Annotated in this window: 12 protein-coding genes and 3 pseudogenes; 14 read left to right on the forward strand and 1 reads right to left on the reverse strand. The window is 44.0% G+C overall.

What is annotated here, in order from left to right:
- Window positions 1-19 precede the first annotated feature (19 nt).
- The 13 genes and pseudogenes from miaA (at window position 20) to CJ483_RS21310 (ending at window position 12247) form a co-directional block, all read left to right on the forward strand.
- Window positions 20-964 (forward strand): tRNA (adenosine(37)-N6)-dimethylallyltransferase MiaA, encoded by a 945-nt coding sequence (miaA, locus tag CJ483_RS21250; protein WP_120037402.1) that lies wholly within the window; start codon window positions 20-22, stop codon window positions 962-964.
- 37 nt (window positions 965-1001) lie between these two features.
- Window positions 1002-1235 carry an RNA chaperone Hfq gene (gene hfq / locus CJ483_RS21255; RefSeq protein ID WP_049661654.1) on the forward strand — a complete coding sequence of 78 codons (234 nt, stop codon included), beginning with the start codon at window positions 1002-1004 and terminating at the stop codon, window positions 1233-1235.
- A gap of 164 nt (window positions 1236-1399) precedes the next feature.
- A complete protein-coding gene (gene spoVK, locus CJ483_RS21260; protein WP_120037404.1) occupies window positions 1400-2335 on the forward strand; it encodes a stage V sporulation protein K in 936 nt (311 codons plus the stop codon).
- A 163-nt stretch (window positions 2336-2498) separates the two neighbouring features.
- Window positions 2499-3131, forward strand: coding sequence for a TetR/AcrR family transcriptional regulator (locus tag CJ483_RS21265; RefSeq protein ID WP_120037406.1), 633 nt, complete (start codon window positions 2499-2501; stop codon window positions 3129-3131).
- A gap of 81 nt (window positions 3132-3212) precedes the next feature.
- On the forward strand, window positions 3213-4355 hold the full coding sequence (locus CJ483_RS21270; RefSeq protein ID WP_120037408.1) for an acyl-CoA dehydrogenase: 1143 nt from the start codon (window positions 3213-3215) through the stop codon (window positions 4353-4355).
- A gap of 23 nt (window positions 4356-4378) precedes the next feature.
- Window positions 4379-6013 carry an AMP-binding protein gene (locus tag CJ483_RS21275; protein ID WP_406910394.1) on the forward strand — a complete coding sequence of 545 codons (1635 nt, stop codon included), beginning with the start codon at window positions 4379-4381 and terminating at the stop codon, window positions 6011-6013.
- Window positions 6014-6032: 19 nt separating this feature from the next.
- Window positions 6033-7391 (forward strand): acetyl-CoA carboxylase biotin carboxylase subunit, encoded by a 1359-nt coding sequence (locus CJ483_RS21280; RefSeq protein ID WP_120037410.1) that lies wholly within the window; start codon window positions 6033-6035, stop codon window positions 7389-7391.
- 13 nt (window positions 7392-7404) lie between these two features.
- Complete coding sequence (locus tag CJ483_RS21285; protein WP_120037412.1) at window positions 7405-7617, forward strand: acetyl-CoA carboxylase biotin carboxyl carrier protein subunit; 213 nt, start codon at window positions 7405-7407, stop codon at window positions 7615-7617.
- A gap of 12 nt (window positions 7618-7629) precedes the next feature.
- Window positions 7630-8538 carry a hydroxymethylglutaryl-CoA lyase gene (locus CJ483_RS21290; RefSeq protein WP_142927246.1) on the forward strand — a complete coding sequence of 303 codons (909 nt, stop codon included), beginning with the start codon at window positions 7630-7632 and terminating at the stop codon, window positions 8536-8538.
- A gap of 5 nt (window positions 8539-8543) precedes the next feature.
- Window positions 8544-9325, forward strand: a pseudogene (locus CJ483_RS21295) (enoyl-CoA hydratase).
- A 10-nt stretch (window positions 9326-9335) separates the two neighbouring features.
- A pseudogene (locus tag CJ483_RS21300) lies at window positions 9336-10873 on the forward strand (acyl-CoA carboxylase subunit beta).
- A gap of 18 nt (window positions 10874-10891) precedes the next feature.
- A complete protein-coding gene (locus tag CJ483_RS21305; RefSeq protein WP_120037416.1) occupies window positions 10892-11581 on the forward strand; it encodes a CoA transferase subunit A in 690 nt (229 codons plus the stop codon).
- A gap of 13 nt (window positions 11582-11594) precedes the next feature.
- Window positions 11595-12247 (forward strand): annotated as a pseudogene (locus CJ483_RS21310) (CoA transferase subunit B).
- Between the two features lie 45 nt (window positions 12248-12292).
- Here the strand turns inward: CJ483_RS21310 and CJ483_RS21315 are convergent.
- Window positions 12293-12892 carry a trimeric intracellular cation channel family protein gene (locus CJ483_RS21315; RefSeq protein ID WP_120038195.1) on the reverse strand — a complete coding sequence of 200 codons (600 nt, stop codon included), beginning with the start codon at window positions 12890-12892 and terminating at the stop codon, window positions 12293-12295.
- A 192-nt stretch (window positions 12893-13084) separates the two neighbouring features.
- Here CJ483_RS21315 and hflX point away from each other — a divergent pair, with 192 nt between their 5' ends.
- Window positions 13085-14335 (forward strand): GTPase HflX, encoded by a 1251-nt coding sequence (gene hflX / locus CJ483_RS21320; RefSeq protein ID WP_120037418.1) that lies wholly within the window; start codon window positions 13085-13087, stop codon window positions 14333-14335.
- The last annotated feature ends 16 nt before the right edge of the window (window positions 14336-14351 follow it).

Raw genomic sequence — 14351 nt, forward strand, 5'->3', positions numbered from 1 at the left:
GGTAAAGGCAGTGAAAAGATTGCATCAGCAGGAAAAACTTATCGTGATCATCGGGCCGACAGCAGTCGGTAAAACAGCGCTAAGCATCCATTTAGCTAAGCGATTTAGGGGAGAGATCATCAGCGGGGATTCCATGCAGGTTTATAAAGGAATGGATATTGGTACCGCCAAAATCAGCCCCGAAGAGATGGAAGGAGTTCCCCATCACTTAATCGACATTAAAGAGCCTGATGAATTATTTTCGGCTGCCGAGTTCCAACAGCTTGTCAGGAAAAAAATAACAGACATTACTAATAGAGGGTCCCTGCCTATTATTGTGGGCGGGACAGGCTTATATGTTCAATCAGTTATTTATGATTATCAATTTTCCGAGACTGGTGGGGACCCGCAGTTGCGTGAAGAGTTAGAAGAAGAAGCAGCCCAGGCGGGAAAAGAGGCACTTCATGGAAAACTGAAACAAATTGATCCAGAAGCGGCAGCCAGCATTCATCCCAATAATGTGAGAAGAGTGATTCGCGCATTGGAGATCTTTTATACAACCGGAAAAAGGATGTCTGAGCAACAAAGTCAACCGCCTGATAAATTGTTATATGAGACAGCGTTAATCGGCCTCACCATGGAACGGGAACAGCTTTATCACCGCATTAATCAGAGAGTGGACAGCATGATGGCAACTGGTTTGCTGGAAGAGGTAAAAATGCTTTGGGAAAAGGGCATCCGCAGCGGTCAGGCTGTACAGGCCATTGGCTATAAAGAGCTATTTAGTTATTTAAGGGGGGAAGAGACGTTAGAGTCGGCTGTCGAGCAATTAAAACAAAATTCGCGAAACTATGCTAAGCGCCAGTTGACTTGGTTCCGAAATAAAATGGCCGTAGATTGGTTTGACTTATCAGATGAGGAAAAGCGGCCGCAAAAAATAAAAGAAATTTCCGATTTTGTAGCAGGAAAGCTGCATTTAAAATAGAATTAATTAAGTATAGATAGAAAGAGGAGGAAAAGATATGAAACAAGGGATCAATATCCAAGACCAATTTCTAAATCAGCTTCGAAAAGACGGAACGCTCGTCACTGTATTCTTACTAAATGGATTTCAATTACGCGGTTACATAAAGGGTTTTGATAATTTCACGGTTTTATTTGAATCAGACGGAAAACAGCAGCTCGTTTATAAGCATGCTATCTCTACATTCGCTCCTCAACGAAACGTTCAAATTTCTTTGGAAGAACAAGAATAATATAATTCAAACGTGTACAAATTTTTGTACACGTTTTTTATATGCAGAAAGACGTATGTTTATTTTGAGCATGAATAGACTGTAAAGAGGGAAATTATTTCTCGGGAAAGCGCAAAAAAAGACAATATGCGACGGCCTACGTCAAGCTTGATGGGGTGATAGAGATGAAGCAGCCAATCCGTATGAAAGACAACGGTCAAATCAATGTTGTGCTGCACACCAAAAATGACCGCATCCAGCAGCCAGTCCGCGAAGAGCCGCTTTATACGTGGTCCAATGCTTCTGAGCATGCGGTATTAAAGAGGATAGAAAGTGAGCTGGATGCTTTAGTTGGACTCGAAGACTTAAAGAAAATGATCCGGGAAATTTACGCCTGGATCTTCATTAGTAAAAAGAGAGAAGAAAGCGGCCTGAAAGCTGGAAAGCAAGTGTTGCACATGATGTTTAAAGGGAATCCGGGAACGGGAAAAACAACAGCTGCCCGCATTATCGGGAAGTTGTTTTTTGAAATGAAAGTATTATCAAAAGGTCATTTAATAGAGGCGGAACGTGCAGATCTTGTTGGTGAATATATCGGACATACGGCGCAAAAAACGAGAGATTTAATTAAAAAAGCCATGGGCGGCATTTTATTTATTGATGAAGCCTATTCATTAGGCCGGGGAGGGGAAAAAGATTTTGGAAAGGAAGCCATCGATACGCTTGTCAAGCACATGGAGGATAAACAAAATGACTTTATTCTTATATTGGCAGGATATCCGAGGGAGATGAATCATTTTTTTACGCTGAATCCTGGATTGGAGTCCCGCTTTCCGCTCATCTTCCAATTTCCTGATTATCGGCCTGAACAGTTAATGTCTATTGCAGAAAAAATGGCTGCAGAAAAAGAATACCAGTTTAGCAAAGAAGCAAAAATGAAGCTGCGTGAACACTTTGTTAAAGTGAGAGAAGGGAACTACCAAACATTTTCAAATGGAAGGTATGTTCGCAATTTAATTGAAAAAGCGACACGCGCTCAAGCTGTTCGCTTGCTCAATGAAAATAACTATAAATATGAAGAGTTAATGTTAATCGAGTCAAAGGACATCCAATTGAAATAACAGAAGATGGGTTAAAGTAAGAAAAATAAACCGCCATTATCATGGGCGGTTTTCTTTCAATCTAAAAGGACAAGCCGCGTCGTTAAATTATTTTCTATTTTCTGATAAAAAAATTGTCAATCCAGTTTTTTCTATGATACTATTTATTCAAAGGTGGTCAGTTATGAAAAAGAAAGCGCTAAAAGAAAGAATTATAGAAACATCACTTATTATGTTTGAAAAACACGGCTATCATGGAGTGACGGTCGATCAAATTGTGGCGGAAAGCGGTACTTCCAAGGGAGGGTTTTACCACAATTTCAAGTCGAAAGATGAATTATTATATCACATTCACGACGTTTTTATTTCCTACGTGCTCGACCGTGCCAAGGAAGCATATGCTAGTTATGACACACCTGTCTCTCGGCTTTGTGCGATTGTTTTGTCATTTACTAAAGTGTTTGATTTGTATAAGCCGCATATTACTGTTTTTTATCAAGAAAGCACGTACTTAAAAGGGGATTTTCAAGAAAAGATTAATGAAAAGCGCGACGAGTATCGAAAGATCATTTTACAAATCATTTGCGAAGGCCAAAAGAGCGGTGATTTTCGGCCGGAAGTATCGGCTGAGATTACAACGATGGCAATTATTGGCATGGTAAATTGGACGTACAAATGGTTTAAAAAAGAAGGGAAGCTGTCAATCGAGGACATTGGAGGAATATTTAACGATCTGCTTGTGCATGCACTAATTACAGAAAAAGGGATGGAGAATCAAGATATTCAATCATATTTTATTAAACAGTCAGCCAATTAACCATTAAGCTGGCTATTATAATAACCTTCAAAGACCGACTAGTCTGTCTCTGAATTAAAAGGGAAAACAAGGGGATTTTACATGAATTTTGAATTAACGAAAGAACAGCAAATGCTAAAGGAAATGGTAAAAAGTTTCGCTGAGAAAGAGATTAAGCCGTACGCCCAGGAACTTGATAAAACGTCAGGGTTTAATGAACAGGCATTTAAAAAGATGGGGGAGTTAGGGTTACTTGGCATTCCATTTCCAGAAGAATATGGGGGATCTGGCGGGGACACTGTCTCTTACGCAATTGCAGTGGAGGAAATCGGCAAAGCGTGCGGCGGCACAGGGTTAAGCTACGCAGCAGCTATCAGCCTGGGAGCAAGCCCGATTTTTTATTTCGGAACGGAAGAACAAAAGCAGGAATGGCTCGTTCCAATGGCGAAAGGAGAAACATTGGGTTCTTTTGGTTTAACTGAACCAAATGCCGGCTCTGATGCCGGGGGCACAAGAACGAAAGCAGTCCTTGATGGCGATGAGTATGTAATTAATGGTGAGAAGTGCTGGATTACAAATGCAGGTTTTGCTCGACAAATTATTGTAACCGCTGTCACAGGCAAAAGAGAAGACGGAAAGAACATTATTTCAGCTATTATCGTACCTGCTGATGCACCGGGTGTGGCCATTTCGTGCAACTATGACAAAATGGGTGTCCGTGCATCTAACACGTGTGAAATTATACTCGAAAATGTGCGGGTGCCGAAAGAAAATTTACTTGGAGACAGTCAAAAAGGTTTCAGTCAGTTTTTATATACGCTTGATGGCGGTCGTATCTCCATTGCCGCTTTAGCGGTGGGTATTGCGCAAGGGGCTTTAGAGAAGGCGCTTCAATACTCGAAGGAGCGTATGCAGTTTGGCCAGCCAATCTCTAAATTCCAGGCCATTCAGTTTAAATTGGCAGATATGGCGACCGAAGTGGAGTTAGCCCGCAATCTTGTGTATAAAGCTGCCTGGCTGAAAGATCAAGGAAAACCATTTGGCAAAGAAGCAGCTATGGCCAAATTATTTGCTTCAGAAACGAGCTTTCGCACGAGCAATCAAGCTATTCAAATACATGGAGGCTACGGTTATATGCACGAATATGATGTAGAAAGATTTTTGCGCGATGCAAAACTGCTTGAAATCGGGGAAGGTACTTCGGAAATCCAGCGTCTGGTTATCGCACGCCACCTTGGCTGTTAAAAGATAATAGGGGGAAGGGTGTTATGAGCGAATTGATCCATGAAACAATAGGGGAACTATTAGCCAATAAGGCCGAACAACTTCCACATCATGAAGCACTTGTCTATCCAGATCGAGGTATTCACTACACGTACAGCGAATTTAATCGGCTATGCCGAAAAGTAGCGCGAGGCTTAATGGCGCTTGGGGTTGATAAAGGAGAACATCTAGCTATTTGGGCAACGAACGTTCCTGAATGGGTCACACTGCAATTTGCCACAGGTAAAATGGGAGCGGTTTTAGTAACAGTTAATACGAATTATCGTGCCGCCGAATTGGAATATTTATTAAAGCAATCAGAGAGTCGTACACTCGTTTTAATAGAAGATTACCGCGGAAATTCCTATATCGATACGATTTATGAAATCTGTCCGGAGTTACATTCCTGTGAGCCTGGAGAATTGTCGTCTAAGCGACTGCCCTTGTTAAAAAATGTCATTGTTCTCAGTGAACAGCAGTACAGCGGTACGTATAGCTGGTCGGATATTTTAGAAATGGCGGACCGAGTGACAGAAGAACAGCTGGATGCACGAACAGAGGAGCTTGCGCCAGATGATGTGATCAATATGCAGTATACATCCGGAACAACAGGTTTTCCTAAGGGAGTCATGTTGACACACAGCAATTTAATAAATAATGCTTTTCATATTGCTGGATGCATGGAATTGATGAAAGAAGATCGTCTCTGTATTCCGGTTCCATTTTTTCACTGCTTTGGGTGTGTGATTGGAACGATGGCGTGTGTGACTGTCGGGGCTACAATGGTACCTGTGCAGGAATTTGATCCAGAGACCGTGCTAGCAACGGTAGAGCAGGAGAAGTGCACAGCGCTGCATGGCGTGCCGACGATGTTTATTGCTGAACTGAATCATCCGAATTTTCAAAAATACAACCTGTCTACTCTCCGTACAGGAGTAATGGCAGGATCGAATTGCCCAGTCGAAATCATGAAAGCAGTAATGAATAAGATGCACATGGAGGAAATAACTATATGCTATGGTCAGACAGAGTCCTCGCCAGTGATTACCCAAACACGAACAGATGACCCTGTTGAACTGCGTGTAGAAACGGTAGGCCGGGCACTTCCAGAGGTGGAAGTGAAAATTGTGGAACCTGGGTCATCAAGGGAACTGCCGTTTAATAAGCAAGGGGAGCTATGCACGCGAGGGTATCACGTAATGAAAGGGTATTATAACAATCCAGATGCCACAAAAGAAGCGATTGATGAAGAGGGATGGCTCCACACAGGTGATCTGGCTGTCATGGATGAGAATGGTTATATAAGGGTGACTGGCCGTTTAAAAGACATGATCATCCGGGGCGGGGAAAATATTTACCCGCGTGAAATTGAAGAGTTTTTGTATACTCATCCCAAAATACTCGACGCACAGGTGATTGGGATACCAGATGAAAAGTACGGTGAGGAATTGATGGCTTGGATCATTCTTAAAGAGGGAGAAATCGCATCTGCAGACGAAATTAAAGAGTACTTCAAGGATAAAATTTCCCGCCATAAAATTCCGAAGTACATTCAATTTACGAAGGAATACCCGATGACCGCTTCAGGAAAAATTCAAAAGTTTAGACTGCGCGAACAATCGATGAGCTTATTGAAGTAAACAGAAGGAGTGGTCCAGTTTGTTTTCCAAAATATTAATTGCTAATCGCGGAGAAATTGCTTCGCGTATTATTCGCACATGTAAAAAGATGGGGATAAAAACGGTAGCTATATACTCTGAAGCGGATGAGCAGGCTCTGTTTGTCCGTCAGGCAGATGAATCTTATTGCATAGGTAAGCCGCAAGTAAACCTTAGTTACTTAAATGCTGATGAAATTATCCGGACAGCAAAGGCGAGTGGAGCAGAGGCTATTCATCCGGGTTATGGCCTGCTTTCAGAAAATGCTGCTTTCGCGCAAAAATGTCTCGATGTGGGGCTTGCCTTTATCGGCCCTGCCCCCGATATTTTAGCAGCTATGGGGAGTAAGATTGAAGCGCGCAAAACGATGAAGGAAGCGGGAGTCCCTATCATTGAAGGGATTAATATCCCGCTTCAGGATGAAGAAGAGGCGAAGGCGGCATCCGCCTCTGTTGGCTACCCGTTAATGTTGAAAGCTTCAGCGGGGGGCGGCGGCATTGGGATGCAGCTTGTTCACTCTGAAGAGGAACTCGTTAAGGCGTTTGCTGGAAATAAAAAGCGAGCAGAATCTTTTTTCGGCAACGGTGATATGTTCCTGGAAAAGTATATTCAAGAGCCGCATCATATTGAAGTCCAAGTATTGGCAGACTCTCATGGTCAAGTGATTCCACTATGGGAGCGGGAATGTTCCATTCAGCGCCGCAATCAGAAAGTAGTGGAAGAAGCGGTGTCCCCGTTTATTAGCGAGGAAACGAGAACAAAGATGCTGGATGCTGCAGTTAAGGCTGCTCGTCATATTGGCTATACGAATGCCGGCACGATTGAATTTTTAGTGGATAAAGAAGAAAATTTCTATTTTTTGGAGATGAATACACGTCTGCAAGTAGAGCATCCAGTAACGGAGGAAATCACTGGGCTTGATCTTGTGGAGCAGCAATTAAAAGTGGCTGCCGGCGAGAAGCTCGAATTAACACGAGAGGCCGTTAAGCGAAACGGCCATGCAATTGAAGTCCGGATTTACGCTGAAGATCCAAAAACCTTTTTCCCTTCACCTGGCAAAATTACCGCCTTTGAACTGCCTCAAGGAGAGGGGATACGAAATGAATGTGCGGTCGAGGAAGGCTCAACTGTAACTCCGTTTTATGACCCGATGATCGGTAAGTTGATCACCTGGGGAGCAACGAGAGAAGAAGCCTGCGCCCGCATGAAGGGAGCGCTAGAGCAGTACAAAATTGAAGGCATCAAAACGAACTTGCCGATGCTTAGAAAAATTATCAGTCATCAGCAATTTTTAAAAGGAACAACAACAACTCATTTTGTGAATGAATACTATTTGCCGGAGTTAACCACAACGAAGTAAAGGAGAGATTATATTGACAACAGTACAAGCAAGCATGGCAGGGAACGTGTGGAAGGTTCTTGTAGCAGAGGGAGAAGAAGTAAAGGCTGGTCAGGATGTCATCATTTTAGAATCAATGAAAATGGAAATCCCCATTGCTGCTGAGGAAGATGGCACCGTTCAAAAAATTCATGTGAATGAGGGAGACTTTGTCAACGAAGCGGATGCACTCGTTGATATGGAATAGGAGGGTTCCCTGTTGAAACTTCCTGAAAAAGTGACCATTAAAGAAGTGGGACCCCGTGATGGTCTGCAAAATGAGCCGCATCAGGTAGGCACCGAGAATAAGGTAGCCTGGATTAACCGGCTCTCAGACAGCGGGCTATCCTATATTGAAGTCACCTCTCTCGTTCATCCGAAATGGATTCCGCAGCTGGCAGATGCGGTAGAAGTACTTTCTTCTATCGATAGAAAGCCAGGCATCACCTATGCAGCCCTCGTTCCAAACATGCATGGACTGCGAAGGGCGCTGGAAGGTAATGTCGATGAAGTGAGCGTCTTCATGTCTGCAAGCGAATCACATAATCGAAACAATATTAACAAGAGCATTTCGGATACATTTCCAGTCTTGAAAGAGGTCGTTACAGAGGCGAAAGCAGCTGGAAAAACAGTGCGAGGATATTTATCGACTGTGATCGCTTGTCCATATGAGGGAGCTGTGCCAGCTGAACAGGTAAAAGAAATCAGTGCCCGGTTGTTTGATATGGGCATTGATGAATTGTCGCTTGGTGAAACGATTGGCGTTGCTGTCCCTACAGAGGTAGAACGGCTGCTTGAACAGCTTCTCTCTGAGTTTTCCGAAGAGCATATTGCTATGCACTTTCATGATACAAGAGGGACAGCACTTGCAAATATTTCGAAAGCTTTGGAAATGGGGATCCGCACATTTGATAGTGCTCTCGGAGGATTGGGTGGCTGTCCTTATGCTAAAGGGGCATCTGGAAATGTAGCAACAGAGGACCTGGTTTATATGCTTGAGGCTATGGGGATTAAAACAGGCGTTCGGTTAGAAGGGCTGCTTGAAGCTGGTGAATTGATGGAATCTATTTTAGGCAAGCCGTTAAACAGCAGGCAAATGGAACTATACCGCAAAGTGGAGAGAGGGTGAGTTGTTTGGGAAAAACAGTTGAAGTGACGAAGCTTGAACAAGGAGTGACTGTTTTGGCACTTCACCGCCCCGAAGCAGCTAACGCCTTGTCTCAAGCCCTTTTGTATGATCTTCACGATGCCCTCTATAACCTTAAACATGATCCGGAAGTTCGGGTGATCATTTTGACGGGCAAAGGTGAGAAAGCTTTTTGTGCAGGGGCTGACTTAAAAGAGAGAAGAGGAATGAACGAAGCGGAAGTAAGGAAAATTGTCAGTTTGATTGGTTCGGTTATTAACGAGGTGGAAGCGTTGCCGCAGCCGGTTATTGCCGCTATAAACGGCGTTGCTTTCGGGGAGGATTAGAATTGGCTTTAGCCTGTGATATCCGAATTGCCTCCAGTCACGCGAAAATGGGATTAACAGAAACCTCTCTTGCCATCATTCCAGGAGCTGGAGGAACACAGAGGTTGCCTCGATTGATCGGAACCGGAAAAGCAAAAGAATTAATTTTCACAGCCAGACGCATTGCCTCTCACCAGGCAGAACAAATTGGTCTTGTCGAGCATATTGCTACTCCGGAAAATTTACTGGAAACAGCCATCCATTTGGCGAGGGAGATTGCTGCAAATGCCCCGTTGGCATTATTTCAGGCAAAAACAGCCATCAATCAGGGGATGCAGACCGATATTGCAACCGGCTTGCAAATTGAACGGCTGGCTTATAATACCTTAATTCCGACAGAGGATAGACTGGAGGGATTGCGGGCGTTTGCAGAAAAGCGGCCGCCAACATACAGAGGAAAGTGAGGAGACAGCAGTGAATGAAACGGGAGTAAAAACAGACTATCAGCAGAAAACAGAAGCCATCTTGAAAGGCGGACAGGAAAAGTATCATGAAAAAATAAGGAGCAAGGAAAGTTATTCGTTCGTGATCGTCTGGAACGACTTTTTGACGAGGGTCTTCAGACAGAGGACGGATTATTCGCCAATATGATGGCTGGGGATTTGCCGGCAGACGGAGTGGTTACCGGCATCGGAAAAGTGAACGGACGCACAGTGTGCGTGATGGCGAATGATTCAACGGTTAAAGCTGGCTCGTGGGGAAAGCGGACAGTAGAGAAGATTATTCGCATTCAAGAAACAGCCGAAAAACTGCGCTGCCCGATGCTCTATCTTGTTGATTCAGCAGGGGCACGAATCACAGATCAGCTTGAAATGTTCCCAGGGCGCAGAGGAGCGGGCCGTATTTTTTATAACCAAGTGAAGCTATCTGGAAAGGTGCCGCAAATTTGCCTGTTATTCGGCCCTTCTGCTGCAGGAGGTGCCTACATTCCAGCTTTCTGCGACATTGTTGTAATGGTGGAAGGAAATGCTTCGATGTACCTTGGATCACCGCGTATGGCAGAAATGGTGATTGGCGAAAAAGTCACACTTGAGCAAATGGGCGGAGCAAAAATGCACTGTTCTGTTTCGGGTTGTGGCGATGTGCTTGTTAAAACAGAAGAGGAAGCTATTGCATATGCGAAAAAGTATTTAACGTATTTTCCGGATAATTATACGGAGAAACCAGTTCCAAGAGAGCCGAAAGCACCTGCAGCCTTTGAAAAGTCAATCGAAGAACTTATCCCTCAAAACCAAAACGCACCCTTTGACATGTATCAGCTGATTGAACGCTTGATCGATGAAGACAGCTTCTGTGAAATTAAAAAATTATTTGCAGCTGAGTTGATTACTGGTCTAGGCCGAATCAATGGACAGCCGGTTGGTATTATTGCTAATCAGCCTCGAGTAAAAGGTGGCGTGCTGTTTCATGATTCAGCTGACAAAGCAGCTAAATTTATCAGTTTGTGTGATGCTTTTCATATTCCGCTTTTGTTCTTGGCGGATGTGCCTGGATTTATGATCGGAACAAATGTAGAAAAAGCTGGCATTATCCGTCACGGGGCAAAAATGATTTTTGCAATGAGTGAAGCAACGGTGCCTAAGATGACAGTGGTTGTGCGTAAAGCCTATGGAGCTGGCCTCTATGCTATGGCTGGGCCGGCATTTGAACCGGATTGCTGTCTGGCACTGCCGACAGCGCAAATTGCGGTTATGGGTCCTGAGGCGGCAGTCAATGCTGTCTACGCCAATAAAATTGCTGCGTTGCCGGAGGAAGAAAAAGCCGCGTTTATCAATGAGAAGAGGGAAGAATATCGCCAGGATATTGACATCTATCGTCTGGCGTCAGAATTGATTATAGATGATGTAGTAGAGCCAAACCGACTGCGTGAAGAACTCTCTGCCCGGCTCAATGTGTATATGTCTAAATATATGGTGTTCACAGACCGTAAACATGGGGTGAATCCTGTCTAATAAAAGGAGGGGAACGGGATGAAAGAAATCTATACTAATTTCCGAGAGGCCGTATCGGGAATTAAAGATGGAATGACGATCATGGTTGGCGGCTTTGGTTTGTGTGGCATACCTGAAAACTTAATCAAAGCACTGGCGGATTCGGGAGTAAAAGAGCTAACGATCATTTCTAATAATTGTGGAGTCGATGATTGGGGACTCGGGCTGCTATTAAAAAATAAACAAATCAAGAAAATCATTGGTTCTTATGTTGGTGAAAATAAAGAATTTGAACGGCAGATGCTTGCCGGTGAAATAGAAGTGGAATTAACTCCACAAGGAACGCTGGCTGAAAAAATCCGGGCAGGTGGGGCAGGGATTCCGGCGTTTTTTACACCGGCTGGCGTCGGTACTCCCATTGCCAAGGGAAAAGAGATTCGAGAATTTAATGGGAAAGAGTATTTACTTGAGGAAGCCCTAACAGCTGATTTCAGTCTTGTAAGGGCCTGGAAAGCAGATAAAAAAGGGAATCTCGTCTATAATAAAACCGCCCGAAATTTTAACCCAATGATCGCCGCTGCTGGTCAAATCACCATCGCTGAGGCGGAAGAGATTGTAGAAATAGGGGATCTCGATCCGAACTATATTCATACACCAGGTATTTACGTACAGGCATTGATCCAGGGAAGTCAAGAAAAGCGGATTGAAAGAAAAACGGTTCGTCAATGAAGGAGGGATACTAATGGATACAAGAGAGAAGATTGCAAGACGGGCAGAAAAGGAGATTGAAAGCGGCAATTACGTGAATTTAGGCATTGGCATGCCGACGCTTGTTGCCAATTTCATTTCTGAAAACAAAGAAGTCGTACTGCAGTCGGAAAACGGTCTGCTTGGTATAGGTCCCTACCCAAGCGAAGAGGAAATGGATGCTGATTTGATCAATGCCGGAAAAGAGACGGTTACAGCTATTCCTGGCTCTGCTTACTTTGACAGTTCCGAATCTTTTGCTATGATACGCGGGGGGCACATTGATGTGGCCATTCTCGGGGAATGGAAGTCTCCCAGAATGGTGACTTGGCCAATTGGATGATTCCAGGAAAAATGGTAAAAGGAATGGGTGGGGCAATGGATCTTGTCCATGGTGCCCGCAAAACCATTGTGATTATGGATCATGTAAATAAGCATGGCCAGTCAAAAATTTTAAAAGAATGCAAGCTTCCGTTAACCGGTAAAGGCGTCGTCCAACGCATTATTACCGACAGGGCTGTCATGGATGTTACATCAAAGGGTCTCATGCTTATGGAAGTAGCAGAAGGGTATTCGGTAGAGGAAATTATCGAGTGCACAGAGGCTGACATGACTGTTTCGGAAGAGGTAAAGCTGGAGGCATTTTAATATAATAAAAGCCTTTCAAATAAACTTTGAAAGGCTTTTATATTGTTAATGGAGGGCCCTTTTTGGGAGTCTCCATTTTAATTTATAAGATGCTACACGAAGGGCTGTAATCGCAGTAAAAAGGATAATTAATTCGACAGGTGTAGTTGTTATGTTCAACCCAATAAGCAAACCGGCCAACGCAGCCCATAAGCCATACACTTCATTATGCAAAAGAGCTGGTTTCCGTCCTGCCAGCAAGTCGCGCACAAGGCCTCCGCCGCTTCCGGTTAGAACAGCAGCCACAATGACCGCACTGATCGGATGATTCATTCCGACTGCATACAGTGCGCCTTGAACAGCAAAAGCTGACAAACCGATGGCATCAAAGAAATTTCCCCATACCGGCCAATGCTTTAGCATATTGTGAGGGAAAAGAAGTGTCGCTGTGATAGATAGCAGGGCAATTTGAAAAAAAGCCTCTTGTTCCCACAAAGCAGAGACGGGTACACCAATCAATAAGTTACGGATCGCTCCGCCGCCAAAAGCGGTAATCATTCCTAATATATATACACCGAATACGTCATAATCTTCCTCCATCGCCACAATCGCACCAGAAATAGCAAAAGCAATTGTACCGATGACTGTAAAAATGTCCCAAGTGATTTCCATGGATGTCACCTCTTACTAAAATGTTCCCGGCAATCTATTATAGTACCGGAAGGCTTAAAGAACCAGTCTAACTTTTAATAAAGAAAAAATTTTTTAAGTTTCGTATGCGGTTGCAGAGTTATTAGTATTTTATCTGTCTTTTTGATAAGATGATGGAAGAAAAATCTAAGGAAAGAAGGAAACTAATTGACAAATGTGGAAAAAGAAAAAGTCATTCTGGCTGGTTGCCAGTTAACGGACGATACGGAACAGTTTCTGTACTCCATGCAAGAGTTGAAATCACTAACAGAAACGGCGCAAGGTGAGTCCTTAGCCATGATCACACAAAAAAGAGAGCGAATCCACCCAGGCACATATATTGGCAAAGGAAAGGTAGAGGAATTAAAAAGATTAGAGGAGGAACTGGAGCCTGATATCATTATTTTTAATGATGAGCTGTCTCCGAGTCAAATTAGAAATCTTTCTGCCGATTTATCTGCCAGGGTGATTGACCGGACACAATTAATTCTTGATATTTTTGCCCGCCGTGCCCGGTCGAGAGAGGGACAACTGCAAGTAGAACTCGCTCAGCTGCAGTACTTGCTGCCGCGGCTGGCTGGACAGGGAACAGCTCTTTCTCGTCTTGGCGGCGGAATCGGAACGAGAGGACCCGGGGAAACAAAGCTTGAAAGTGACCGTCGTCACATTCGTCGGCGCATTGATGAAATCAAGCGGCAGCTTCAGACGATCGTTCATCACCGTGAGCGGTACCGAAGTCGCCGAAAAAAGAACAAAACATTTCAAATAGCGCTGGTTGGCTACACGAATGCCGGAAAGTCCACTTTATTCAACAGGCTGACTGCTGCTGAGTCACTGGAAGAAAACCAGCTGTTTGCTACACTCGATCCTTTAACTCGGAAACTAGTTTTGCCAAGCGGCTATCAGGCGATTCTCACCGACACCGTTGGCTTTATTCAGGATTTGCCGACAACGCTCGTTGCAGCATTCCGTTCTACCCTTGAGGAAGTGAGTGAGGCAGATTTATTATTGCATGTTGTTGACAGTTCAAATCCTGATTTTGTCCAGCACCAACAGACTGTGAGAAGCCTGCTGGAGCAGCTTGAGATGGACCATTTGCCAGAATTGACGGTTTATAATAAAAGCGATCAACAACACGAGGAATTTGTTCGCTCCTCGGATGCAGAAACAATACTCATCAGTGCTCTTGATGAAGAAGACCGCCTGAAATTGAAGGAAACGATCGAGAGCATGATGAAAGAGCAGATGGTGCCATACAACGGGCGGATTCCATCCTCTGCCGGCAAGCTGCTCGCCCAGTTGAAGACAGAAACCATTGTAGATTCCATCTCGTTTGACGAAGACGATCAATTTTATCGTGTGCAAGGATTTATGTTTAGGGATCATCCAATTGTCGGTGAAATGATAAAATACACATAATACAGAGGGAGAACAG

It is taken from the genome of Bacillus sp. PK3_68 (genome assembly GCF_003600835.1).
Taxonomy (GTDB): domain Bacteria; phylum Bacillota; class Bacilli; order Bacillales; family Domibacillaceae; genus Pseudobacillus.